This window comes from Chenggangzhangella methanolivorans (genome assembly GCF_042648545.1).
GTDB lineage: Bacteria > Pseudomonadota > Alphaproteobacteria > Rhizobiales > Methylopilaceae > Methylopila > Methylopila methanolivorans.
In genome coordinates, this window is sequence record NZ_JBHRXS010000003.1 from 86,595 (window position 1) to 111,309 (window position 24,715).

Genomic DNA, 24,715 nt, shown 5'->3' on the forward strand with positions numbered 1-24,715 from the left:
TCAGGATCAGTGGAAATCGCGCGATTTCGGCAGAATGCGCACGTCGCGCGGATGCACGCGCGGCGAATGAGCCCGATCGGACAGCGTGGAGTCGGGCAGCGGGTGCTTCACATGGTCTGCGCGAGCGATCGGCGGCTTGAGCTCGCGCTCGGACAGCCGCGACAGCTCAATCGTGCGGTCGACCAGCCTCTCCGCGACGAGATGCACGATGCCCTCGGGGCTCCGCTGGACGCGACCGGAGATCTCGATCAGCCGCGCGCCCATCACCTCCTTGCGGAACGCCTTGGTCACAGAGGGCCACATCACGGCGTTGGCGATCCCGGTCTCGTCGGCGATCGTCATGAACACCACGCCCTTGGCGCTGCCGGGCTTCTGGCGCACGAGCACGACGCCCGCGGCCTTGAGGCGCCGCCCGTCGCGGGCCTGGCCGAGCTCGCTGCAGGACACGGCGCCCTCGGCCGCAAACATCGCGCGCAGGAACTGCATCGGGTGGCCTTTGAGCGAGAGCCGCGTGGTCTGGTAGTCGGCGACGACGTGCTCGGAGAGCGGCATCTCGGGCAGCGGCGCGGCGCTTTCGCGTCCGAGATCGCGCGCGTCCGCGGCCGCAAACAGCGGCAGCGCGACGTCGTCGGGCAGCCGCCGCACCTCCCAGAGCGCGGCGCGCCGGTCCAGCCCGATGGAGCGGAACGCGTCGGCGTCCGCGAGCTTTACGAACGCGGCCTTGGGCAGTCGCGCGCGGCGGCGGAGGTCTTCGATGAAGGTGGAGATTTGGCTACCGTCTCCCACAAGGGCAGAGGGTATCGAAGACATTGCGCCGTCTTCGTCTTCCCTCCCCTCCGCCAAAGCCTCGGCCCACTCCTCCCGAAATCCCTCGATCTGGCGAAAGCCGAGCCGAAGCGCGAGGCCACGCTCGCCGTGCTCCAGCACATTGTCCCAGCAACTCGCCGTGACGTCCGCGCCGAAAACCTCGACGCCGTGCTCGCGGGCGTCGCGGACGATCTCCGCGGAGGAGTAGAAGCCCATCGGCTGGGAGTTCAGCAGCGCGCAGGCGAAGGCGGCCGGATGGAAGCATTTGAGCCACGAGGAGACATAGACGAGCTTGGCGAAGCTCGCCGCATGGCTCTCGGGAAACCCATAGGAGCCGAAGCCCTCGATCTGCTTGAAGCAGCGCCGGGCGAAGTCCGGATCGTAGCCGCGCTCCACCATGCGCCCGACCAGTTTGTCGAAGAATTTCTCAACCCCGCCGACATGCCTGAAGGTCGCCATCGAGCGTCGGAGCGCATTGGCTTCTTCGCCTGAAAATTTCGCCGCCACCATGGCGACCCTCATTGCCTGCTCCTGGAACAGCGGCACCCCGAGAGTCTTCTCCAGAACCTTTTTAAGCTCGTCAGGATCATGAGGGGACCCAGGCTGCGGATAGACGACCGCTCCCGGGTTCTTCCGAGCCTTCAGATAGGGGTGCACCATGTCGCCCTGGATCGGGCCCGGCCGCACGATCGCGACCTCGATGACGAGGTCATAGAACTCCTTCGGCCGAAGCCGCGGCAGCATGTTCATCTGCGCCCGGCTCTCGACCTGGAACACGCCGAGCGAGTCTCCTCGCGAGAGCATCTCGTAGACCTGCGGCTGATCCTTCGGCACGTCGGCGAGCTCCAGCCGCTTCCCGCCGTGCAGCGCGATGAGGTCGAAGGCCTTGCGGATGCAGGTCAGCATGCCGAGCGCGAGCACGTCGACCTTCATCATGTTGAGCCTGTCGAGATCGTCCTTGTCCCATTCGATGAAGTGCCGCTCCCCCATCGCCGCAGGGCCGATCGGCACGCTTTCGTCGAGCCGGTCATCTGTCAGCACGAAGCCGCCGACGTGCTGGGAGAGGTGGCGCGGGAAGCCGACGAGCTCCGTGGCGATCGCCACCACTCGGGCAAGGTCCGGATTGTCCGGGTCGAGGCCGGCCTGGCGCACCTGATCGCGGGTGAGGCCAGAGCCCCATGAGCCCCAGACGGTGTTGGCGAGCGCCGCGGTGACGTCCTCGGTCAGCCCGAAGACCTTGCCGACCTCGCGGATCGCGCTGCGCGGCTTATAGTGGATGACGGTCGCGGCGAGCGCCGCGCGGTGGCGGCCGTAGCGGCCATAAATGTGCTGGATCACCTCTTCGCGCCGCTCGTGCTCGAAGTCGACGTCGATGTCGGGCGGCTCATCGCGCTCTTCCGACAGGAAGCGCTCGAACAGCACGTCTGTCTCGGCCGGATCGACCGCGGTGACGCCGAGCACGTAGCAGACCGCAGAATTCGCAGCCGAACCGCGCCCCTGACAGAGGATGCCTTCGCCTCTTGCGAAGAAGACGATGTCATGGACAGTCAGGAAGTAGTGCGCGATCTCCTTTTTCTTGATGAAGGCCAGTTCCTTGGCGATCGTGTCCAGAACCTTGCGCGGCGCGCCGTCCGGATAATGCTTGGCGATGCCGGCCCGCACGAGATCGCGCAGATGGCCGTGAGCCGTCTTGCCGGCAGGCACTGGCTCGTGCGGATAGTTGTAACGAAGGTCTTCGAGACTGAAGACGACCCGCTCCGAAAACCGCAGCGTCTCGGCGAGCGCCTCGGGCGCGTCGCGGAACAGCCGCGCCATCTCGACCGCGCCCTTCAGGTGCCGCTCGGCGTTCACTTCCAGCAGGCGGCCCGCGGCCTCGATCGAGAGGCCCTGGCGGATACAGGTGACGACATCCTGCAGCGGGCGACGGTCCGGTGCGTGATAAAGCGGCTGGTTGGTGGCGAGCAGCGGAGCGCCGATGCGGGCGGCGAGGCTCTTCAGCGCGCCGAGGCGGCGGGCGTCGTCGCCGCGGCGGGGCATGTCGGCGCCAAGCCAGACAGAGCCCTGGCGCGCCTCGTGCAGCGCCTCCAGCGCCTTGCGCGTTTCCGCGCCCGGCCGAGCGGGAGGCATGACGACCGCGAGCAGGCCCTCGCTCCACTGAAGCAGATCCTCAAAATTTAGCCGGCAATCTCCCTTCTCCGTCCGGTTCTTGCCAAGCGTGATCAGCCGGCAGAGCCGCCCCCAGGCGTCGCGGTCGCGCGGATGGACCACGACGTCGGGCGCCCCGTCCTCGAACACGAGCCTGGCGCCGGCGAGCAGCTTCGGAACATTGGGCAGCTCCGGGTTCTTCAGCGTCGCATAGGCCCGCACCACGCCCGCCACCGAGTTGCGGTCCGCGATCCCAAGCGCCGACAGCCCCATGAAAGACGCGGCCACGACATAGTCTTCCGGCCGCGAGCCTGAACGCAGGAACGAGAAGGCGGTCGCAGCCGCGACCTCGGCGAAGGCGTTCACGCGAACAGCCCGTGCAAGAACCAGCGCGGATGCTCGATCTCGCGGCCGAACAGGCCGTCGCGAAAAATCCAGAAGCGCGCGCCGGCCTCGTCCTCGACGCGAAAATAGTCGCGCGTGGGCTTGGCGCCGCCGGGCCGCCACCACTCGAGCGCGATGCGCTCCGGCCCTTCGGCGCGCAGCACGGAGTGGGATGCGCGCCGCCAGACGAAGCGCGCCGGCGGGCCGTCCGGGGCCTCGGCCACCACCTCGATAGGCTCCGGCGCAGGAAACAGGCGCAGCGGGCGGCGCGGCGGGCCATCGTCGCGCTCAAAAGCTTGCGCGGCTTCCGAGAAGCCGCCGGTCTGCGCAGGCTCGAACCGCGCCTGCCGTTCCGGCCGGTGCGCGTCGACGGCCCGAATTCCGACGACGCGCGCGCGGCCATGGCGGGCGGCGAGCCGGTCGACGAGTTCAGCGAGTTCGGCCCGCGCGGCCGCGCCTTCGTCGAAGCTGCGAACGGTCTCGACGAGCGGTTCGGCGGTCTGCGCGGAGAGGCGCAGAAGATCATAGCCGAAGCCCGGATCGAGCGGATCGGCGAGCGCGTCGAGCCGCTCGCGGAAGAGACGCAGCAGCAGGCGCGGATCGCGGCTCGGGGCGCCGACGCCAAGCGCGACGCGCGTCACCCTTCCGTCTGCGCGGAAGAACGCGGCCTCGGCGCCCATGAGCCCAAGCCCCGCGGCCTCGAGCCTGCCGCACAGCGCGTCCGCCAACGCGGCGAGGGCCGCAAGCGCCGCCTCGACGGTCGCGATCGGCTCGGCGAAACGCCGCTCGACCATCAGCCGCGGGGCCGGCCGCAAGGGCGAGACCGGCGGGTCGTCATGGCCGAGCGTCCGGTCGAGCGTCGCGACCATCTTCGCGCCGAACCGCGCCGCAAGCTCGCCCCGCCCGCGCGCCGCCGTCGCGCCGATCGTCTTCAGCCCCGCGCGCAGCAGCGCGGTCCTTTGCGCCTCGTCGAGGCCGAGCGCGACCACCGGCAGCCGCGCCACGAGATCGCGGCTCGAGCCTGCGGGCGCGACGCCGCCTTGCGTGAACCAGGCGAGCGCGCGGGCCGGCCCCGCCGCGTCCGCCACCGCGACGCGGCAGGCGAAGCCGTGGGAGCCCAGCGCCTCGACCAGGCCTTCTACGAGGCTCTCCTCGCCGCCGAACAGCGCCCCGCAGCCCGAGACGTCGAGCAGCAGGCCGCGCGGCGGATCGAGCGCGACAAGCGGGGTGTAGCGGTCGCACCAGTCCGCGAGGGCCTTGAGGAGACGTTCGTCCTCGTGGACGTCGGCGGGCGCGGCGCGCAAGGTCGGACAGACCGCGCGCGCCTCGGCGAACGCCATGCCGGGCGCGCAGCCGCGCTTGCGCGCAGCCGCGTCGACGGCGAGCAGCCGCAGCGCCGCCCCGACCCGCTCGACCACCGCGAAGGGCCGCTCATCCGGCTCTGCGCAGGCCGCCCGCTCCTGGCGCCGCAGCCGGTCGATCGGCAGGTCCGGCAGCGCGATCGCGAGGATCCGCCGCCGCTGCGGCGTCGCGCCGGACGTCCGGGTCGAGGGCGCCGAGGCGCCGCTCGGCAAGGCGGAAGAGCCCGTCATCGAACCCCCAGGCGAGCGGCCAGCGCCCGACCCCGCCGAACCGGTTGCGCGTAAGCTCGGCGCGCGCGAGCGGGCGCCCCCAGCCCTCCAGCGCCTCCGCCCAAGCCTCCGTCCGCGCGGCGGCCGCGCGGGCTCCAGCCGCCCCCCAGGCGGAGGAGAGCGGGGAAAGGCGCCAGCGCGTCTCGGCGGCCGAAAGCCCGGCTGGCGCCCCCGGCTGCGGCGCAAGGCGCAGCATGACCCCGAGCGCGCCCGACCGTCCCGCCGCAAGCGCGAGCCTGCGGCCCGCGATCCGGTCGAAGCCCTGGATCGCGCCGAAGGGCTCGATCACCACGGCCGCGACCGCGGCGGAGGAAAGCCCGGCCTCCGCCGCCTTCAGCGCCGCGGCGACGTCCGGCGCCCTCAGCAGGACGAGCCGTGCGGGATCGAGGCCGAGCGTCGCGAAACCTGGAGCCCAGATCTCGCCGCTCTCGCGCGCCGCCATGTCCTGCCTGATCCACAGCACCGCTCCCTTTGTCCCCGCGGCCAGAGCCGCAAGCGCGCCCACGAACCCGGTGGCGGCCCCCGCGGCGGCCGGCGAGGCGGCCGCCACCACATGCAGCGCGCCGCGCCTCAGCCCGCCTCCGAGCGCGGCGTCGATCTCGCCGACGCCGAGCGCGACCCGCGGGCCGCGCGCGTCCGCCTCGCGCCCCTCGACGCGGGCGACCGCCTCCCGCAGGGCCGCAAGCGTCTCCGCCGCCTCGCCCATGGGCGCCGCCTCGCTGCTGTCTGTTGACCTTAAGTTCCTGTTTTGTTCTTTTACGAAGCGACGGAAAGGTGAGTCAAGCCGCCGCAGGCAGGGGACGCCCCTGGGCATAAAGCCGGCCCCTGAAAATCGCTCAGGACTCAGCCTCCTGGGATTTTCGGAAATTTACGCCGCCACCGTGACGAGCAGTGCATAGCCTGTGCACAAGCCGGTTGCGCACAGGAAGACATGGCCTGACCGTTCCCGATGGCAGGGCGGCCTGTTTCGTCCGTTACTTAGGAAAAAACTGCACGGTCATCGCGCCGCCGTTGACATTGCAGCTGGCGCTGGACTCCCACGCTCGGAAATCCGCTTTCCCGAACGTTTTGTACAAAACCGTCTTGGCGCGATCGATACGTAGGCTTGGCGGCCTGCGATTGCTGAGGGAGCAAACCACTCCCCGCCGACAGCCCCAACGCAACCACGACAGCAATCGCCCATCTTACCCCTCCCCATCACCCTCATGGCTCCACGGGCCGAGCGTATGGCGACTTCGCGCTTAGGGCGAGCGACATCGACCTCAAAGCCAAGGCCGAACAGCGGCTGCAACGGCAAGATGTCTCCCAGCGCCGCTTGGAATGGACAGAATAAGGGCGCGTCTCAAACGAACGCCAAACTCAACCTGAGATTATATTTATGAGATTTTCGCTCGGCGCGCTTCGATCGCACGTCCGGGAACATTCCAGAACGTTCTGGTCCACTGGCGCACAAGGCTTTAGCCCGAACGTCGAACGGATATCATCGGACGAATAGCCGTCGCCTCGCCGATTTTCCGATCCTTCAGGCCACGCCGATCCGCTCCACGACCCCCCTGCGGTGATCGACGAGGATGCGAAGCGTCTCCTCGGCCTCCAGGCCGGTTTCGTAGCTTGCGACGAGAATCCCGGCGGCCTTTCGTTCGAGAAGCTCCCGCAGAACCGGCAAGGCCTCATCGGCCGTTTCGCACGCCAGTTCGACGTCGCCCCGGGCGCCGATGTATGTGATCACGTATGCCATGGCGCGAGATACGACCAAAGTCGTAGCGTTTACCATGACGATTGCATCATGGCTGACATTCAATTTGCGGTATACGCAAAAACGCGTATCCGCGGCTTCGCCGGACGCGCGCTCCCTTCGACATGGGAATCGCGAAAGCAAAAGCCCGACGCGTCGGGGGAGCGCGCCGGGCTTGCCGTTAGGCGAAACGCATCGGGGAGGTACGTTTCAGACGCTAGACGCGCGAGCGAGCGTTTGGTTCCGCGATTGATCCAGAAAGCGCTCTCGAACTCAGCGCGATCATCATACGCGTGAGCGATCGGCCGTTCGGAACAGGCTCGCCGAAGGCGTCCTAACGCTCGTCTGGCGACCGTTCCCTGGCCGCAAGGACCCGCAAAGCATCCATTGCCTCGGCTTCGGTCTGGAAGCTCGAGACCATCACGCCCGGCTCGCCCTTCTGGGCAAGCTCCGTCAGCGTCTCCAGCGCCTCCACGGCCGTCTCGCACGAGACTTCCCTGGCCATGCCTAGCGGGCCGTAGGTGATGACATAGGTCATGCGCTATCAGGTGGCGCGCCATTTGTCGCCGTCCACCATAGCGAGCATACAGTAAGTACTACTACTTAGTATGTCGTCCGCAACCCGCGCAGACGTGGGGCGGAGCCGTCCCGTCGCGCCAGCCGGCTGGCGGCGCGACGGGATCAGCCGGAAATGACCGCGCCGCCCCTCTCGCTTCCAAGGAAGCGCACTGCGGAGAGCCATTCCCGCCCAGTAGCCTAGGGCGTCGGCCCCGGGGATAAAACCCTCTCCGGGGAATCCTTTTGAAGGGGCTCGGCTGTTCCGAAGGACGAGCCGAGCCCGCGATCAGAGCGCCTCGAGGGTCTTTTCCGCGGTCGAGAGATCGGCCTTGCCAGGCGAGTCCTCGATCGCGAGATGCGTCACCACCATGTCGTCCAGCACCATGGCGTAGCGCTTGGAGCGCAGGCCCAGACCGCCGCCCGAAGCGTCGAGGTCGAGCCCGATCGCCTTGGCGAAGTCGCCGTTGCCGTCCGACAGGAAGGTGAGCTTGCCCTTGGCCCCGGTCGCTTCGGCCCAGGCGTTCATCACGAAGGGGTCGTTCACGGCGGTGACCGCCACGACCTCGACGCCCTTGGCCGCGAGCGCGTCGAGATTGTTCAGATAGCCCGGCAGGTGGTTGCGGTGGCAGGTGGGCGTGAAGGCGCCGGGAACCGCGAACAGCACGGCTTTCTTGCCGGCGAATACGTCCTCGGTCATCACGGTCTCGGGACCGTTGTCGCCAAGGCGACGGAAGGTGGTGTTGGGAAGGCGCGCGCCGACCTCGATCGTCATGAGGCTTGTGTCTCCGGAAACTGCGACGGGCGGGATGCTCCTGCCCATGCAAGGCGTTGCGCCGCGAGACTTAAGGCGTCCTGGCGATGTCGTCGAGGGCGACCGGGGTCTCGATCGCGCGCCCGCCGGCCGAAAGCGTGAGGCGCAGGCCGCTCTTCGGCAGTTCAGGCTCGTCGAACGCCATGCGGAACGTCGCCCGTCCGCTCTTCGGCGCGGCGAGCAGTTCGGGAGCCGGCGCGAAGTCGCCGTCGCCGGTTTCCGCGAAAAGCTCAGGCCGCGCGCCTTCGGGCGACGCCACCGCGATCTCGAGCGCCGCGCCGCCGCTCGCGGAGGCGCGGGCAACGGAGGCGACGGCGAGCGGCTCCGGCGCGCCGAGCGCAAGCGGCTTGGGCGTCGCGGCCTGGGCGGCGCGGACCGGCTCGGTCTCCGCGCCGGTCGTGGCGGCGGTGAGCTCGAGCTCCGCCTCGGCCCTCACTGGCACGCAGACCATCTCGCAGACGCCGTAGTCGGCGACGAGCCTGAGCTCCACGGGCGCAGCAGGATCCTTGGGCCGCACCGTCACGGGGAACGTCACCTCGCCATGATAGACGTTGGTGACGCCGTCGCCGTCGTCGGCCCGCTCGGGCGCGGGAAACGCGACCCTGGCCTCGGCGACGTTTTTCGACCCCGAGAAATCGAACCGCGGAGGAACGCCGCTCGCGCCGGGCTGGCGCCAGTAGGTCTTCCAGCCGGGGTCAAGCGCGATGGAGATCGCCGCGAGACGCTCTCCGGGGGCGGCGTCCGCGCGTTCCGCCTCCAGCGGCCCGGCGTCGATCAGGCGCAGCGCCGCCGCGCCTTCGCGCGCCCAGGGCGACGCGTTCTCGGCGACGGCCGGCAGGGGCGAAAGCGCGACGAGCGCGGCGGCCAGGAAACGGATCATGGTCGTGCGAGGATAGCGGCGACGGACCGTTCGCCAAAGCAAAGCGACGTGAGCGGCGCCCCGCAGCGTCTGATTGCGCGCGATACGACTTTCAAAAACCGCCGGCCGCCCATAATCTTCAGCCCATGGCTCCGGTGATCCGCAAACATCTGACCGAAAAGAAGGACCGCTCGGGATATCTCGACGGTCAGGTGCTGGTGGCGATGCCGACCATGGAGGACGACCGCTTCGCGCGGACGGTCATCTATGTGTGCGCGCATTCCTCCGAAGGCGCGATGGGCATCGTGGTCAACAAGCCCGCGCCGCACATCAGCTTTCCGGACCTTCTGGTGCAGCTTGACGTGATCACGGAGGGCGAGGAGATCCGCCTGCCGGACGGCGCCGAGGCGATCCAGGTGCTGCGCGGCGGGCCGGTCGAAAGCGGGCGCGGCTTCGTGCTGCACTCTGCCGACTTCATGATCGAGGACTCGACGCTGCCGATCGACGACGGCATCTGCCTTACGGCGACGCTCGACATCCTGAAGGCGATCGCGCGCGGCGACGGGCCGCAGAGCGCGATCCTCGCGCTCGGCTACGCCGGCTGGGCGCCAGGTCAGCTCGAGACCGAGATCCAGGCGAACGGCTGGCTCAACGTGCCCGCCGACCGCAGCCTCGTCTTCGACGGCGAGCCGGATTCGAAATACGAGCGGGCGCTCGCCAAGATCGGCATCGACCTCGGCAAACTGTCGACCGAGGCGGGGCACTCCTAGGCCCGCGCAGCCGCCCCTTCGGGTTCGGCCTCCGGCTTCCGCCGGAACAGAAACAGCGTCGACACGAAGCCGCAAAGCGCGGCGAACGACATCCAGATCCCCGGCGCCGCTTTGTCGCCCGTCGCCTCGATCATCCAAGTGGAGATCGCGAGCGAGAAGCCCCCGAGCGTCGTCGCGAGGCTGTAGGCGAGCGAGAAGCCCGAGGCGCGCACATGGGCGGGGACGAGCTCCGTCAGCGCCACCACCATCGCGCCGTTGTAGGAGGCGTAGAGGAACGACAGCCACAGCTCGACCTCGAGCAGGCGCAGAAAGCTCGGCTCGGCCACGAGCCAGCGCAGCGCCGGATAGGCGGTGAGCATGGTGAGCGCCGTGAAGGCGAGAAGGATCGGCTTGCGGCCGACACGATCAGAGACAGCGCCCCAGATCGGCAGCCAGACGAAATTCGAGACGCCGACGCAGATCGTCACGATCAGCACCGCCGAGCGGTCGAGCTTCAGCTCCCGCTCGCCGAACGTCGGGGTGTAGGCGGTGATGAGATAGAACGAGACGGTCGTCATCATCACCATGGCCATGCCGGCGAGCACGATCCGCCAATTCGCCGCGAGCGTGCGGTAGATCTCGCCGGCGCTCGGACGATGGCTGCGGCGGGCGAATTCTTCGGTCTCCTCCAGCGAGCGGCGCAGGACGAACAGGAACGGCACGATCGCGCAGCCGATTACGAAGGGGATGCGCCAGCCCCAGGACGCGAGGTCGTCGGGCGCGAGCAGCTTCCCGAGACCAAAGCCGAGGGCGGCCGCCGCGACGGTCGCGACCTGCTGGCTGGCGGACTGCCACGAGACGTAAAACCCCTTGTTGCCGGGCGTCGACATCTCGGCGAGATAGACCGACACGCCGCCGAGTTCCACGCCGGCCGAAAATCCCTGCAGCAGACGGCCGACGAGCACGAGGATCGGGGCCGCGAGGCCGATGGTCTGGTAGCCCGGCACGAAGGCGATCAGCACCGTGCCGGCCGCCATGATGGCGAGCGTGACGATCAGGCCCTTTCGCCGCCCGACCCGATCGACATAGGCGCCGAGAAAGATCGCGCCGAGCGGACGCATCAGGAAGCCGGCGCCGAAGATCACCAGCGTCAGCATCAGCGAGGCGAACTCGCTGTCGGCGGGAAAAAAGGCGCCGGCGATGTACTTCGCGTAGAAGCCGTAGAGAAAGAAATCGAACATCTCGAGGAAGTTGCCGCTCGTGACGCGAAGCACGGTGGCGGCCCGAGACTTCGGGCTGGCGTCGCTTGCCGACATGGACGACCTCTTGCGTGGCCCGCCGGGCACGGGTCAACGCCTTGCGCAGGCTCGTCGGCCCATGATCATGCGAGCGCCGATCACAGAGGCGTGACTTAGGGGATGGTCGACGCGCGTCCAGAAAAACCGCGTCCGAGAAAAGCGTTCCGAGGCCGCATGCTCTCAGCCGTGCAGCGGCGAAGAGCCGGGATGCCAGGCGCTTCGGAAATCAGCCCCGGCGGTTCAGCCCTTCGCGCCGCCGATCTTGTCGAGCCTCGCGCGCATCTCGGCCATCTCGCGGCGGAGATCGTCGAGGTCGTCCGGATCCTTGGCCTTGGGCGTCGGCGCTGTGGCGGCGGCCTCGCCGGCCGCGCCCTCCTGGACCGGGAACACGGTGAACATGCGGAAGGCGCGCTCCATCATCGCCATGTTGGCGCGCACCTGCTCCTCCATCGCGTTCTGGAACGGCGCCGCGCCCGGCAGGCCGCCCATCGCGTCGCGCATCTTCTGCTGATCGCGGGTCAGCGCGCCCATCGAAAGCTCGAGATACTTGGGCACGAAGCTCTGGACCTGGTCGCCGTAGAACCGGATGAGCTGTCGCAGGAAGGTAATGGGCAACAGGTTCTGCCCCTTGTTCTCCTGCTCGAAGATGATCTGGGTCAGCACCTGATGGGTGATGTCGTCGCCGGTCTTGGCGTCGACCACCTGGAAGTCCTCGCCCTTCTTGACCATGGAGGCGAGGTCTTCGAGCGTGACGTAGGTGCTCGTGCCCGTATTGTAGAGCCGACGGTTCGCGTATTTCTTGATGGTGATCGGATCGGTCGTGCTCGCCATACGCGCCAGTCTCCGTCACTTCCCGCAATGCGATAGCCGACCGGCGCGCGGCGCCGCGAAAGGCATCGAAACATCGGAACGATAGGGCGAAATTTCTGTGACGGCCACTTTTTTGTGCAGTGCGGAGATAAGTCTTTGGACGATGAAGCGACTTTCGCGCGCCGCCTGATCGGAGCGCGCCGGACGGCCTTGGGCGGGCGCGGCGCTTTCCGCCGCGACGGCCCTCATCCTCGCGACGCCGGCCGCCGCGGCGCCCGACAGCCTCTACACACGCCACGACTTCGAGCGCTGTCCGGAGGCGAAATCGCCCGAACCCGGCGTGGTCTCTGTGCGGGTGTGCACCGGCACATCCACAATACGGGTGACGTGGACCGCGGACTCCGACTCCTCCGCGCTCTCCTTCGGACGCGCGCCCGCCGACGAGGACCTCGACATCGGTTCGTTTTTCGAGGCTCAGCCCACGATCGAGTGGCGCCTCGGCGCGGACGGCCGTCCCGCCGCCGCGATCGTGCGCTACCGGGTCGGCAGGTCGGTGGGCAAACTCACCGAGAGCCGGCTGGTGGTCTACCGGCTTGAACCCGGCGGCCGGTCCTGCATCATGGGCGACGTCGTCGAGCCGCAGGCCAACGTGAAGGCGCGGGCGCTCTCCGACGGGCTCGCGGGAGACTTCCGCTGCGGCTCGAGCAAGCGTGTGGCGCGCTGACGAACGCCAGCATCAGACCTTCGGTCAATGACCTAAGGCTGTCTTGACGCTCTTCGGGCGCGCCACCATTAACCCAACGACCCTCTCGTCCGGACGGGCCCGTTTGGACGTCAGAAATCCTCGCGAAGGAGAAGCTTCATGGCCGAGACCGACGTCGTCATCGTCAGCGCCGCGCGCACCCCGGTGGGCTCGTTCTCGGGCGGGCTGTCGTCGCTCCCCGCGCATGAACTCGGCAAGGTCGCGATCAAGGCCGCGCTGGAGCGCGCCGGCCTCGACCCGAAGGAAGTGTCGGAGGTCATCCTCGGCCAGGTCCTGACCGCGGCTCAGGGGCAGAACCCGGCCCGTCAGGCCTCCATCGGCGCCGGCGTGCCGATCGAGGCCTCGGCCTGGGGCATCAACCAGGTGTGCGGCTCGGGGCTGCGCGCCGTCGCGCTCGCCAGCCAGGCGATCAAGAACGGCGACAGCTCGATCGTGGTCGCGGGCGGCCAGGAGTCCATGAGCCAGTCGGCCCATGCGGCCCTCATGCGCCCGGGCCAGAAAATGGGCGACATGAAGTTCATCGACACGATGATCAAGGACGGCCTCTGGGACGCCTTCAACGGCTACCACATGGGCACCACCGCCGAGAACGTCGCGACCCAGTGGCAGATCACCCGCGAGCAGCAGGACGAGTTCGCGGTCGCGAGCCAGAACAAGGCCGAAGCCGCCCAGAAGGCCGGCAAGTTCAAGGACGAGATCGCGCCCGTCACGGTGTCGAGCCGCAAGGGCGACGTCGTCGTGGATCAGGATGAGTACATCCGCCACGGCGCGACGCTCGACGCCATGACGAAGCTGAAGCCCGCCTTCTCGAAGGACGGCACGGTGACGGCCGGCAACGCCTCCGGCATCAATGACGGCGCCGCGGCCCTCATCGTGATGTCGGCCAAACTCGCCCAGGAGAAGGGCCTGACGCCGCTCGCCCGCATCGCGAGTTGGGCGCAGGCGGGCGTCGACCCGTCGGTGATGGGCTCGGGCCCCATCCCGGCCTCGCGCAAGGCGCTCGAAAAGGCCGGCTGGTCGGCCTCCGACCTCGATCTGATCGAGGCCAACGAGGCCTTCGCGGCGCAGGCCTGCGCGGTCAACAAGGACCTCGGCTGGGACGTCTCGAAGGTGAACGTCAACGGCGGCGCGATCGCGATCGGGCATCCGATCGGCGCGTCGGGCGCGCGCGTGCTCGTCACCCTGCTGCATGAGATGGGCAAGCGCGACGCCAAGAAGGGCCTCACCACGCTCTGCATCGGCGGCGGCATGGGCATCGCCATGTGCCTCGAGCGCGACTGAGCTTTTTGCAGGACGACGCGCGGAGCGCCCATGCACTCCGCGCGCACTGAGCCGGGCGGCCACAAGCCCGACCGATCGAACTGGTTTTTCAGGGAGGAATCGCAATGGCGCGCGTCGCGCTCGTGACTGGCGGAACCCGCGGCATCGGTGAGGCGATCTCGATCGCGCTCAAGAACGCCGGCTACAAGGTGGCCGCGACCTATGCCGGCAACGACGAGAAGGCGAACGCCTTCAAGGACCAGCACGGCATCGCCGTGTTCAAGTGGGACGTGGGCGATCCGCAGTCCTGCGCGGACGGCATCGCCAAGGTCGAGGCCGAGGTCGGCCCGGTCGACGTGCTGGTGAACAACGCCGGCATCACCCGCGACGGCATGTTCCACAAGGCGACGTTCGAGCAATGGCGCGAGGTGATGTCCACCAACCTCGACTCCATGTTCACGATGACCCGTCCCGTCATCGACGGCATGCGTGAGCGCGGCTTCGGGCGCATCATCAACATCACCTCCATCAACGGCCAGAAGGGCCAGATGGGCCAGGCTAACTATTCCGCGGCCAAGGCGGGCGTCATCGGCTTCACCAAGGCGCTCGCTCAGGAGAACGCCAAGAAGGGCGTCACCGTGAACGCGATCGCCCCGGGCTACATCGCGACCGAAATGGTGATGGCGGTGCCTGAGAAGGTGCGCGAGTCGATCATCGCCACCATCCCGGTCGGCCGTCTCGGCGAAAGCGACGAGATCGCCGAGGCCGTGGTCTATCTCGCGAGCGAGAAGGCCGGCTTCGTCACCGGCTCGACGCTGACCATCAACGGCGGCCAGTACATCACCTGAGCCGTCGACGAGGCGTCGTCCCGGCCGAGCGCGAGCGAGAGCCGGGATTGCGCTTCGGACGGAACAAAGCTCTTTCATGTCCCGGACTTGATCCGGGACCCAGAACCGACCCGCATCTTGCTAGAGCGCCACGCCCGCCACGTCTTCCGGGAACCGCATCGGTTCTGGGTCCCAGATCAAGTCCGGGACAACGGCTGCGGCGGCTCCGTCGCCCTTCCGGAATGACCGTTCGCAGAAAGCTCTTGTAACAAGGGCGCGGCCTGCTCCGTAATCGGGGCATGCCGCGCCCTTCGATTTTCAGCTTCTGCTTCGGCGACGCCGGCGAGTGGCGGATCGCCTCGATGCGCGCCGTCGTCGGATCCGCGCCGCCGCCGGCCGAACGGCTCGCGGTGCGCGAAGGCGTCCTCGCCGATCAGGCCGGCTTCGTGCTGCGCGGCACGACCAGCAACGCCCGCTATTCGAAACGCGCGGAGCTCGACGCTCTTGCGGCCAGGCAGGAGGAGCTCGGCCGCCCCACGGCGACCCGCGCGGCGCTGATCCCGATCCGCAAGTCCGAGGCCTGGTGGGCGCTCGCGCAGGACGAGCGCCGCGCCGTCATGGAGGAGCGCTCGCGCCACATCGCGATCGGGCTCGACTATCTGCCCGCGGTCGCGCGACGCCTGCATCACGGCCGCGACCTCGGCGAGCCGTTCGATTTCCTCACCTGGTTCGAATATGCGCCGGAACACGAGGACGCGTTCGAGACGCTGGTGACGCGCCTGCGCGAGACCGAGGAATGGCGCTTCGTCGAGCATGAGGTCGACGTTCGGCTGGTCCGGGACTGAAACGCCGTCTCATCCCGGCCCCAATCCCGGACAAGGCGGCTGCGGCTCCATCGCTCTTCCGGGCGCCGCGCGGCGCGGCTATGACCGCGCGGCATGACCCCCGCCCGCGCCACCCTCATCGGCCTCACCGCCATCGCCCTCTGGTCGACGCTCGCGCTGCTGACGGCCGCGACCGGCGCCACGCCGCCGTTCCTGCTTACGGCGCTGACCTTCGCGATCGCAGGGGTCGCCGGCTGCGCGGTGGCGGCGTTGCGGCCCGGCGGGCTTGCAACTGCGCTTCGCCAGCCGCCGGCCGTCTGGGCCCATGGGGTCGGGGGCCTGTTCGGCTTCCACTTCTTCTATTTCACGGCCCTGAAGCTCTCGCCGCCGGCGGAAGCGAGCCTCGTCGCCTATCTGTGGCCGCTGCTCATCGTGTTGTTCTCCGCGGCGCTGCCGGGCGAGCGATTGACGGTCCGCCATCTTTTTGGGGCGGCCGCGGGGCTGTGCGGCACCGCGCTGCTCATCGGCGCGCGGGCCGGCGACGGGCTGTCGTTCGAGGGCGCGCATCTGCTCGGCTATCTGTCGGCGGTCGCGTGCGCGGTGGTGTGGGCCGCCTATTCGGTCTCGAGCCGCTTCTTCGCCAAGACGCCGACCGAGGCGGTGGCGGGCTTCTGCCTCGCCACCGCCGCGCTTGCGGCGCTCTGCCATGTCGCGCTCGAGACGACCGTCTGGCCGGGGACCACCGGCGAATGGCTCGCCGTGCTCGGGCTCGGGCTCGGGCCCGTCGGCCTCGCCTTCTTCGTCTGGGACGTCGGCATGAAGCGCGGCGACGTGCGCCTCTTGGGCGTCGCGGCCTATGCGGCGCCGCTGATCTCGACACTGCTGCTCGTCGCCTTCGGCTACGCGCAGGCTTCGCCGGCGCTCCTCGCCGCCTGCGCGCTCATCGTCGGCGGCGCGCTGGTCGCGACGCTCGGCGGGCGGGTGAAAAACTAGAAGGACGCAGTTCCTCTCAGTCGCCAGTCTTGCGCGGCGTCGGACGCCAGTCCGGCGGGGCCATCTCGAAGCCCGAGAACTCGAAGCCCGGCGCGACCGTGCAGCCGACCAGCGTCCACTCCCCAAGCGACTCCGCCGCCTGCCACCAGCCGGCCGGAACCACCACCTGCGGCCGGTCGCCGGCGGGAAGGTTCGGCCCGAGCCGGTGGGCCTCGGCGTCGTGGCCGTTCGGCGAGAGCGTCAGCGCAAGCGGCGCGCCGGCGTAGTGGTGCCAGATCTCGACGGCGTCGACCTTATGCCAGGCCGACACTTCCCCTGCGGCCAGCAGAAAGTAGATCGCGGTCGAGCGCGCCCGGCCATTCGCGTCGGTCGCAGGATCGCGGAACACCTCGCGAAACCGCCCGCCTTCCGGGTGCGGCTCGAGATCGAGCAGGCTAGCGACGGTGTCGGCGGAAAGCCCTTCGAGCCCGGTCATCCGCGGTTCTTTCGGTCGCGAAGCTCGGCGAACACCGCCGCCGCGTCGCCGTCGAGCCCGACCGCCGCCGCGACCTTGTCTTCGGCCGCGCGCAGAAAGACGTTGGTGGCCTTCTCCGCGCCGATGGTGGACGGCACGGTCGGCTCGCCCTTCGCCCGCGCGGCCTCGATCTTCTTCAGGCGCTCTGCGATCGCGACGTCGCCGGGCAGGATCGAGGCGCAGAACTTGGCGTTCGAGAGCGTGTATTCGTGCCCGCACCAGACGCGCGTCTCGTTCGGCAGCTTGGCGAGCTTCGAGAGCGAGCGCCACATCGCCTCCGGCGTGTCCTCGAACAGCCGCCCGCAGCCCATCGCGAACAGCGTGTCGCCAGCGAACAGCCATTTTTCGCGCGGCTCGAAGAACACCACATGGCCCTTGGTGTGGCCCGGCGTCGCGATGGTCTCGAAGCTCCAGGGCCCGATCTTGGCGACGTCTCCCTCGGAGAGCGGGACGTCGAGGCCGGGGATGTGCTGGGCCTCGTCCTTCGGGCCGTAGACGGTCGCCCTGTAGTCGTTCCAGAGCTCCGGCAGGCCTCCCACATGGTCCGCGTGCTTGTGGGTGATGAGGATGTCGGTCAGTCGCCAGTTCCTCTCCCGCAGCGCATCGAGGATCGGCTTCGCCTCCGGCGCGTCGACGAGGACCGTCGTGTCGCCTTCGTGCAGGAGCACCGCGTAATTGTCGCTGAGGCAGGGAACGAGGACGATTTCGGCTGGCATGGGAGCTCCCGGGAGATTCGGACCGGAAGGCTAGCGGCGGCGCCCTCGGGGTCAAGGAGCCGAGGCGCCGATCACGCGTCCGTATGCGCCCGGCGGTGCCCGAGCGCGCGCCGCCGCGCTAGACTGGCGCCATGATCACTCGTCTCGCCGTCTCCGGCTATCGCTCCCTCAGAGATCTCCGTCTCGTCCTGTCGCGGCTCAATGTCGTGACAGGCGCGAACGGCTCCGGAAAATCGAGCCTTTACCGCTCGCTGCGGCTCCTCGCCGACGTCGCGCAGGGCCGCGTGATCCAGTCGCTCGCGGGCGAAGGCGGCGTGCAGTCGACGCTCTGGGCAGGGCCGAAGACGATCGCGGCGTCGGTCCGGCGCGGCGAACACGAGGTCGAGGGCCTAGCGCCGAAGGGCCCGGTCGGGCTGAAGCTCGGCTTTGCGGGCGAGGACTATGGATACGCGATCGATCTCGGCTTTCCGCCGCCGATACCGCCAAGCATGTTCAGTCTCGATCCGCAGATCAAAGCTGAGGCGCTGTGGACCGGCGAATGTCTCGGCCGTTCCAACCTGTTCGCCGAGCGCCGCGGACCGGGCGTGCGCATCCGCGGCGAGGACGGCGCGTGGCGGCAGGCCTCCACGCAGCTCGCGACCTTCGACAGCATGATGACGCACTGCGCCGACCCGCGCGACGGCGTCGAGCTTCTGACGCTGCGCGAGCACATGCGCGATTGGCGCTTCTACGATCTGCTGCGCACCGACCGCGACGCGCCCGCCCGACGGCCGCAGATCGGCACCTACACGCCCGTGCTCGACGGAGACGGCGCGAACCTTGCGGCCGCGCTGCAGACCGTTCGCGAGATCGGCGACGCCGAGGGCCTGCGAGTCGCGATCGACGACGCGTTTCCGGGGGCGTCCGTCGAGGTCGTCTCGAATGACGGCTGGTTCGAGGTCGAGATGCGCCAGCACGGCCTGTTGCGCCCCTTGCGCACCGCCGAGCTCTCGGACGGCACGCTGCGCTATCTGCTGCTCGTCGCCGCGCTGACCTCGCCGCGGCCGCCCGCGCTCATGGTGCTGAACGAGCCCGAGACCAGCCTCCACCCCGACCTTCTCGGTCCGCTCGGCAGGCTCATCGCGCTGGCGTCCGAGCGGTCGCAGGTCGTGGTGGTGTCGCACGCCATGCCGCTGGTCGAGGCGCTCGCCGACGCCGGCGCGCGGCGGATCGAGCTCGAAAAGTCCTTCGGAGAGACGGCTCTGGCGAGCGACGACGACCGTCCGCGCTGGGACTGGCCGAAACGGTGAGCGCAATCGCATTCGACAAACGCCGCCGTCATGCCCGGCGGCGGCCAGGCATCCACGACTTTCTGAGATCGCAGAACTCTACGCCGAAGTCGTGGATGCCCGCGCGAAGGCGCAGGCATGACGACCGCGCCTCTCATCCGCGTGAGTCGTCGTTTGTGACGCGCCCCGCTACATAAGGGCGCCATGGCTCTCGACGTCGTCGATCTCCGCGAGTTCTACGCCCGCCCGCTCGGCGAGATCGCGCGGCGCGTGCTGCGCGCCAAACTCCGCGCCCGCTGGCCGGACCTGCGCGGTCAGCGCGTGCTCGGGATCGGCTACGCCGCGCCCTATCTCGGCGTCTTTCGGGACGACGCGGAGCGGCTGCTCGCCTTCTGCCCGGCCCAGACCGGCGTCGCGGCCTGGCCCGAGGGCCGCCCGAACGCCGCGGCGCTCGTCGACGACGGCATGTGGCCGCTGCCGGACGCCGCCGCCGACCGGATCGTGGCCGCGCACGCGCTCGAGACGTCCGAAAGCGCCGTCGAGGTGCTGCGGGAGGCCTGGCGCTGCCTTGCGCCCGGCGGCCGGCTGATCGTGATCGCGCCGAACCGCCGCGGCGCCTGGGCGCAATCGGACGCGACCCCTTTCGGCCATGGACGTCCGTTCAGCCGCAGCCAGCTCAACGAGTTGCTTCGCGAGGCGCTGTTTGCGCCGGAGGGCTGGGGCGAGGCGCTGTTCATGCCGCCGCTCGAGGGCCGGCTCGCCTTGCGCTCGGCGCTCGCTTTCGAGCGGATCGGCGCCCGACTCTGGGGCCCGTTCGCGGGCGTCCATGTGGTCGAGGCCTCGAAGCAGGCGATGCGCGCCATCCCGGCGCGCCCGTCCCGCAAGGCGCGCGTCGCGCCGGCGCTGAGGCCGGCCCCCGTCGGCGCGCCCGCGCCCCAGATCTGACGGCGGCGAAGCGGCCCTTCAGTGGCCGCCGCCGGATTTTCCGAAGGCGGCCTTCTGGTCGGGCGTCGCCTCGCTCTGGTGCTTCGCCTTCCACTCGTCATAGGGCATGCCGTAGACGGCCTCGCGCGCCTGCTCCTTGCTCACGGACAAGCCCTGCGCGTCGGCTGCGTCCTTCAGCCAGTTCGACAGGCAGTTCCGGCAGAAGCCCGCGAGGTTCATGAGGTCGATGTTCTGCACGTCGGTGCGTCCGCGCAGATGCTCGACGAGCCGGCGGAACGCCGCGGCCTCGAGTTCGGTCGTGGTCTTGGCGTCGACGCCCGGAAGCTCGGTCATCTAGCGTCTCCTTGTTCCTGCGCGGGTTCCGTAATGGACGATGCGGCGCGTCTCGGACAGGTCGAGCAGCGGCGGAACGAGGCGCGCGAAGCGCTCGGCCCATTCGGCCTGCCCCTCCTCGCCGCCCACGAGATCCTGCCGGATCTCGACCAGCACGTGCGGAAAGCCGCGATTGGTGCCGTGGCGGTTCATGCCGTCGCCGATGAGGGCGCCGTCGTAAGGCTCGTTGTCCCCGACCACGATCCCGTCCTCGGCCGCGAGCGCGGCGAGCAGCGGCTTGGCCACGCGGTCGTCGAGGTCCCAAAGCAGGCCGACATGCCAGGGCCGCGGCACGCTCTTCCAGGCTGGCGTGAATGAGTGCATCGCCAGGATCAGAGGCGTCTCCCCGGCGTCGACGATCGCGTCGAGCGTCGCCGTGACGGCGCCGTGATAGGGCCGGTGGAGCCGGTTCAGGCGGCGGGTCCGCTCGTCCTCCCCGACCCTCGCATTGCCGGGGATGAGGTCGCCGTCAGAGAGCCGCATCAGCAGCGTCGGGTCGTCCTCGCCGCGGTTCGGATCGATGACGAGGCGCGAAAACGTCGACAGCACCGCATGCGCGCCGAGCAGCTCTGCGAGCCGCAGCGTCACGCCGCGCATGCCGATGTCGTAGGCGATGTGGCGCCGAAACGTCTCTTCGCCGAGACCGAGGTCGCCGAGTTCGGGCGGAACGCGGTTCGAGGCGTGGTCGCAGGTGAGCACGAGCCGCGAGCCGGCGCGGCCCTCCACGACCTCGAAGGGCGGGGCTTCGTCTTTCGTCTCGGGCGAAAATGGGTCGCAGCGCATGGGGTTGCCTGAGAGTAGTGATGGCCGTGGGCCTATGCCATAGGAAGGGCGGCGGCGCGACTGCGCGCGGCCGAAGACCCGCGCGTCAAGCGGGCCAGACACGGGGGATCCGCCGATGACGCCAGACGAGCGCCGTTCGCTGTTGCGCCGCGCCTTCGAGGCGGCGGTCGCGGCCGCCCATCCCTCGATCTGCATGCCGCCCCACTTCCCGGCCCCGCCGAAGGGCAAGGTGATCGTGCTTGCGGCCGGCAAGGGCGCGGGCGCCTGCGCCGAGGTCGCCGAAAAGTTCTACCGCGAGACCCACGGGCTCGGCCCGGACCGGTTGACGGGCCTTGCGGTCACGCGCCACGGCCACGCCCGGCCGACCGAGTTCGTGAAGGTCGTGGAGGCCGGCCACCCGGTGCCGGACGCCGCCGGCCTGCAAGGCGCCGCCGACACCATCGCGATCGCCAAGGAGGCGGGTCCCGACGACCTCGTGCTCGCGCTCATCACCGGCGGCGGATCGGCCAACTGGGTGTCGCCCGCCGACGGGCTCGACCTCTCGGCGAAGCAAGCCACCACCAAGGCGCTGCTGCGCTCGGGCGCGCCGATCGACGCGATCAACACCGTCCGCAAGCACCTGTCGAAGATCAAGGGCGGGCGCCTCGCCGCGGCTGCGCATCCGGCCAAGCTCGTCGCGCTCGCGATCTCGGACGTGCCGCGCGACGACCCGTCGGTCATCGCTTCCGGCCCCACGGTCCCCGATCCCTCGACGCTCGCCGACGCCCGCGCGGCGTTGGAGCGCTTCAAGGTGACCCCGCATCCCGACGTCGCCGCGGCGCTGTCGAATCCGGCGAACGAGAGCCCGAAGCCCGGCGACGCCGCCTTCGACAGCGCGAGCTTCGTCGTCGTCTCGCGCCCGGCCGACGCGCTGCAGGCGGCGATCCAGACGCTCGAACAGGCGGGCGTCGAAGTCCGCGTGGTCGGGGCCGATCTCGAGGGCGAGGCCCGCGAGGTCGCCGCCGAACACGCCGCGATCGCCCGCGATCTGACAGGGCTCGCGAAGCCCGTCGCGCTGATCTCGGCCGGCGAGCTCACCGTCACGATTCGCGGCGAAGGCGGTCGCGGCGGGCCCAACCAGGAGTATGCGCTCGCGCTCGTCGGCGCGCTCGAGGGACTGGCGAACTGGGCGGCGCTCGCCGGCGACACCGACGGCGCGGACGGCGGCGGCGGCGCGCCGACCGACCCGGCCGGCGCGGTGGTCGATCCCGGCACGGCGGCGCGAGGATTTTCGGAAGGCGCGGACCACCGGGCGTTCCTCGAGAACAACGATTCGACCGGCTATTTCGAGAAGACCGGCGACCTGCTCCAGACCGGCCCGACCTGCACCAACGTCAACGACATCCGCATCGTGCTCGTTGACATCCCCGACCCGGCCTAGCGATAAGTCGTGCCGACGAGGCCCCGAGGCGGCCGCATCCGTCGGAAGAACAAACTCGAATGCTTGACTTTGTCCGCCTCGCCTTCGGGCTTGGAATCTGCCTTTCGGCGACGGCCTTCGTCACATCTCCTGCGTTCGCCGACTTTAGGCTCTGCAACAAGACCTCGAGTCGGGTTGGGGTCTCGGTGGGCTACAAGGACCACGAGACCTGGTCGACCGAAGGTTGGTGGAACGTCGGGGCCAATTCGTGCGAGACGCTGCTGCGCGGACCGCTCTCGGCGCGCTTCTACTACGTCTACGCGATCGACTACGACCGCGGCGGGGAATGGAACGGCAAGGCCTACATGTGCACCCGCGACAAGGAATTCACCATCAAGGGGATCGAGGACTGCCTGGCGCGCGGCTATGACCGGTCAGGCTTTTTCGAGATCGACACCGGCGAACAGAAGAGCTGGACAGTGCAATTGACCGAGCCGACCGGGCGCGGCCAGGGCGTGAAGCCCTCGGCCGCCGGCGCCCTCACTCCTCCGCCTGCCCCCGACCGTCGCGTCGACCTCGCGCCAGCATCCGGCGACGCGCGATGAGGCGGCTTCGCAGAACCAAGATCGTCGCGACGCTCGGACCGTCGTCGTCGACGCAGGAGATGGTCGGCAAGCTGTTCGCGGCCGGCGCGGACGTCTTCCGCATCAACATGAGCCACACGAGCCACGACCGGCTGCGCGAGCTCGTCGGAATCATCCGCTCCACGGAAAAGAGGGTCGGGCGCCCGATCGGCATCCTGGTCGACCTACAGGGCCCGAAGCTGCGTCTCGGCAAGTTCGCGGACGGCGCGGTGATGCTCGAGAAGGGCCAGACCTTCACGCTCGACTCCAATCCCGAGCCCGGCGACAAGACCCGCGTCCAGCTGCCCCATCCCGAGATCCTCGAGGCGCTGGAGCCCGGCCACAACCTGCTGCTCGACGACGGCAAGGTGCGGCTCGTGGCCGAAAGCTCGACCGCGACCGAGACCGTGACCCGCGTGGTCGTGGGCGGGCGCATGTCGGACCGCAAGGGCGTCAGCCTGCCGGACACCACCATCAAGACTTCGGCCATGACGCCGAAGGACCACGCCGACCTCGACGCGGCGCTGGAGACCGGCTGCGAGTGGATCGCGCTCTCCTTCGTGCAGCGTCCGGAGGACATCACCGAGGCCAAGGACATCATCCAGGGCCGCTGCGCGGTGATGACCAAGGTCGAGAAGCCCCAGGCCATGACGCGGCTCTCCGAGATCATCGAGCTCTCGGACGCCATCATGGTGGCGCGCGGCGACCTCGGCGTGGAGATGCCGATCGAGAAGGTGCCGGGGCTGCAGAAGCAGATGACCCGCGCCTGCCGGCGCGCCGGCAAGCCGGTGATCGTCGCGACCCAGATGCTGGAGTCGATGATAACCCAGCCGACCCCGACCCGCGCCGAGACCTCGGACGTCGCAACCGCGGTGTTCGAGGGCGCGGACGCCATCATGCTCTCGGCCGAGAGCGCCGCCGGCTCCTACCCGATCGAGGCGGTGTCGATGATGGACTCGATCGCCCGCAACGTCGAAAGCGACCCCTACTACCGCTCGATCATCGACGCCCAGCACGCGGTTCCCGAGCCCACCGGCGCCGACGCGATCTCGGCGGCCGCCCGCCAGATCGCCGAGACGCTCGATCTTTCGGTCATCATGTGCTGGACGGCGGGCGGCACCACCGCGCGCCGCGCGGCGCGCGAGCGGCCCAAGACCCCGATCATCGCGCTGACGCCGAACCTCGACACCAGCCGGCGCCTGACGCTGACCTGGGGCATCCACTCGCTGCTGACGAGCGACGCCTACGACCTTGACGACATGGTGGACCGCGCCTGCGACTTCGCCCGCGCGGAAGGCTTCGCCAACAGCGGCGACCGGGTGATCGTCTCGGCGGGCGTGCCGCTCAGGACGCCGGGCGCCACCAACATGCTGCGCATCGCCTACATCTCGGCCGACGGCAAGGGCGCGGACAACGAGCGTCGCTGAGGCGTTTATCGTTCCGGATCGAAATGAAAACGCCGCCCTCGGGGCGGCGTTTTTCGTTCGGCGCGCCGCCCTTGTCCCGGACTTGATCCGGGACCCAGACCCGATGCGCTTTCAACACGAAACAGGACGGCCGCAGCTTTTCTTGAGAGCCGTCTCGGCTCTGGGTCCCGGCTCAAGGCCGGGACAAGAGGGCGACGCGTCTCGATCGCCCCTC

Annotated in this window: 24 protein-coding genes; 11 read left to right on the top strand and 13 right to left on the bottom strand. The window is 69.3% G+C overall.

Features of this window, described 5'->3' with window-relative positions; genetic code table 11:
* Positions 1–6: 6 nt before the first annotated feature.
* From ACFOWB_RS00795 to ACFOWB_RS00825, 7 genes are all read right to left on the bottom strand, one after another.
* Positions 7–3,318 carry an error-prone DNA polymerase gene (locus ACFOWB_RS00795; RefSeq protein ID WP_378145144.1) on the bottom strand — a complete coding sequence of 1,104 codons (3,312 nt, stop codon included), beginning with the start codon at positions 3,316–3,318 and terminating at the stop codon, positions 7–9.
* Positions 3,315–4,754, bottom strand: a complete 1,440-nt coding sequence (locus ACFOWB_RS00800) for a DinB/UmuC family translesion DNA polymerase (protein ID WP_378146054.1) — start codon at positions 4,752–4,754, stop codon at positions 3,315–3,317. Before ACFOWB_RS00800 ends, ACFOWB_RS00795 begins: the two co-directional genes overlap by 4 nt.
* A gap of 13 nt (positions 4,755–4,767) precedes the next feature.
* Positions 4,768–5,673 carry a DNA repair protein gene (locus tag ACFOWB_RS00805; protein WP_378145146.1) on the bottom strand — a complete coding sequence of 302 codons (906 nt, stop codon included), beginning with the start codon at positions 5,671–5,673 and terminating at the stop codon, positions 4,768–4,770.
* Positions 5,674–6,489: 816 nt separating this feature from the next.
* Complete coding sequence (locus ACFOWB_RS00810; protein ID WP_378145148.1) at positions 6,490–6,741, bottom strand: hypothetical protein; 252 nt, start codon at positions 6,739–6,741, stop codon at positions 6,490–6,492.
* A 295-nt stretch (positions 6,742–7,036) separates the two neighbouring features.
* Entirely contained in the window at positions 7,037–7,240 is a 204-nt protein-coding gene (locus tag ACFOWB_RS00815) for a hypothetical protein (protein ID WP_261401757.1), read from the bottom strand.
* Between the two features lie 306 nt (positions 7,241–7,546).
* Positions 7,547–8,032 (bottom strand): peroxiredoxin, encoded by a 486-nt coding sequence (locus ACFOWB_RS00820; protein ID WP_261401756.1) that lies wholly within the window; start codon positions 8,030–8,032, stop codon positions 7,547–7,549.
* 70 nt (positions 8,033–8,102) lie between these two features.
* Positions 8,103–8,951, bottom strand: a complete 849-nt coding sequence (locus tag ACFOWB_RS00825; protein ID WP_261401755.1) for a protein-disulfide reductase DsbD domain-containing protein — start codon at positions 8,949–8,951, stop codon at positions 8,103–8,105.
* A 125-nt stretch (positions 8,952–9,076) separates the two neighbouring features.
* Between ACFOWB_RS00825 and ACFOWB_RS00830 the strand changes: the two genes are divergently transcribed.
* Positions 9,077–9,700, top strand: a complete 624-nt coding sequence (locus ACFOWB_RS00830) for a YqgE/AlgH family protein (protein WP_261401754.1) — start codon at positions 9,077–9,079, stop codon at positions 9,698–9,700.
* On the opposite strand, the gene tcuC is transcribed toward ACFOWB_RS00830, so the two are convergent.
* Both tcuC and phaR read right to left on the bottom strand, forming a co-directional pair.
* Entirely contained in the window at positions 9,697–10,995 is a 1,299-nt protein-coding gene (gene tcuC / locus ACFOWB_RS00835) for an MFS transporter (protein WP_261401753.1), read from the bottom strand. The two genes, ACFOWB_RS00830 and tcuC, sit on opposite strands and share 4 nt — an antisense overlap.
* Before the next feature lie 222 nt (positions 10,996–11,217).
* A complete protein-coding gene (gene phaR / locus ACFOWB_RS00840) occupies positions 11,218–11,808 on the bottom strand; it encodes a polyhydroxyalkanoate synthesis repressor PhaR (protein WP_261401752.1) in 591 nt (196 codons plus the stop codon).
* 361 nt (positions 11,809–12,169) lie between these two features.
* Between phaR and ACFOWB_RS00845 the strand changes: the two genes are divergently transcribed.
* From ACFOWB_RS00845 to yddG, 5 genes are all read left to right on the top strand, one after another.
* Positions 12,170–12,511 carry a hypothetical protein gene (locus tag ACFOWB_RS00845; RefSeq protein ID WP_261401751.1) on the top strand — a complete coding sequence of 114 codons (342 nt, stop codon included), beginning with the start codon at positions 12,170–12,172 and terminating at the stop codon, positions 12,509–12,511.
* Between the two features lie 138 nt (positions 12,512–12,649).
* Positions 12,650–13,831, top strand: coding sequence for an acetyl-CoA C-acetyltransferase (locus ACFOWB_RS00850; RefSeq protein ID WP_261401750.1), 1,182 nt, complete (start codon positions 12,650–12,652; stop codon positions 13,829–13,831).
* Between the two features lie 104 nt (positions 13,832–13,935).
* On the top strand, positions 13,936–14,658 hold the full coding sequence (gene phbB, locus ACFOWB_RS00855; protein ID WP_378145159.1) for an acetoacetyl-CoA reductase: 723 nt from the start codon (positions 13,936–13,938) through the stop codon (positions 14,656–14,658).
* Positions 14,659–14,936: 278 nt separating this feature from the next.
* Positions 14,937–15,482 (top strand): chlorite dismutase family protein, encoded by a 546-nt coding sequence (locus ACFOWB_RS00860; protein WP_261401749.1) that lies wholly within the window; start codon positions 14,937–14,939, stop codon positions 15,480–15,482.
* Between the two features lie 93 nt (positions 15,483–15,575).
* Positions 15,576–16,454, top strand: coding sequence for an aromatic amino acid exporter YddG (gene yddG, locus ACFOWB_RS00865; RefSeq protein WP_378145162.1), 879 nt, complete (start codon positions 15,576–15,578; stop codon positions 16,452–16,454).
* Positions 16,455–16,470: 16 nt separating this feature from the next.
* On the opposite strand, the gene ACFOWB_RS00870 is transcribed toward yddG, so the two are convergent.
* Both ACFOWB_RS00870 and gloB read right to left on the bottom strand, forming a co-directional pair.
* Complete coding sequence (locus ACFOWB_RS00870; RefSeq protein ID WP_378145164.1) at positions 16,471–16,929, bottom strand: cupin domain-containing protein; 459 nt, start codon at positions 16,927–16,929, stop codon at positions 16,471–16,473.
* Positions 16,926–17,684, bottom strand: coding sequence for a hydroxyacylglutathione hydrolase (gloB, locus tag ACFOWB_RS00875; protein WP_378145166.1), 759 nt, complete (start codon positions 17,682–17,684; stop codon positions 16,926–16,928). Before gloB ends, ACFOWB_RS00870 begins: the two co-directional genes overlap by 4 nt.
* A gap of 131 nt (positions 17,685–17,815) precedes the next feature.
* Between gloB and ACFOWB_RS00880 the strand changes: the two genes are divergently transcribed.
* A complete protein-coding gene (locus tag ACFOWB_RS00880) occupies positions 17,816–18,973 on the top strand; it encodes an AAA family ATPase (protein ID WP_378145168.1) in 1,158 nt (385 codons plus the stop codon).
* A gap of 183 nt (positions 18,974–19,156) precedes the next feature.
* A complete protein-coding gene (locus tag ACFOWB_RS00885; RefSeq protein ID WP_261401748.1) occupies positions 19,157–19,897 on the top strand; it encodes a class I SAM-dependent methyltransferase in 741 nt (246 codons plus the stop codon).
* Between the two features lie 18 nt (positions 19,898–19,915).
* On the opposite strand, the gene ACFOWB_RS00890 is transcribed toward ACFOWB_RS00885, so the two are convergent.
* Entirely contained in the window at positions 19,916–20,230 is a 315-nt protein-coding gene (locus tag ACFOWB_RS00890) for a DUF1244 domain-containing protein (RefSeq protein ID WP_261401747.1), read from the bottom strand.
* Positions 20,231–21,052, bottom strand: coding sequence for an N-formylglutamate amidohydrolase (locus tag ACFOWB_RS00895; RefSeq protein ID WP_261401746.1), 822 nt, complete (start codon positions 21,050–21,052; stop codon positions 20,231–20,233). It abuts the gene before it with no gap.
* 115 nt (positions 21,053–21,167) lie between these two features.
* Here ACFOWB_RS00895 and ACFOWB_RS00900 point away from each other — a divergent pair, with 115 nt between their 5' ends.
* Genes ACFOWB_RS00900 through pyk form a run of 3 tightly spaced genes read left to right on the top strand, consistent with a single transcriptional unit; the run spans position 21,168 to position 24,501 of the window.
* Positions 21,168–22,472 carry a glycerate kinase type-2 family protein gene (locus ACFOWB_RS00900; protein WP_378145170.1) on the top strand — a complete coding sequence of 435 codons (1,305 nt, stop codon included), beginning with the start codon at positions 21,168–21,170 and terminating at the stop codon, positions 22,470–22,472.
* Between the two features lie 59 nt (positions 22,473–22,531).
* Positions 22,532–23,056 (top strand): DUF1036 domain-containing protein, encoded by a 525-nt coding sequence (locus ACFOWB_RS00905; protein ID WP_261401745.1) that lies wholly within the window; start codon positions 22,532–22,534, stop codon positions 23,054–23,056.
* Positions 23,053–24,501 carry a pyruvate kinase gene (gene pyk, locus ACFOWB_RS00910; protein WP_261401744.1) on the top strand — a complete coding sequence of 483 codons (1,449 nt, stop codon included), beginning with the start codon at positions 23,053–23,055 and terminating at the stop codon, positions 24,499–24,501. The genes ACFOWB_RS00905 and pyk overlap by 4 nt, the downstream gene beginning before the upstream one ends.
* Positions 24,502–24,715 lie beyond the last annotated feature (214 nt).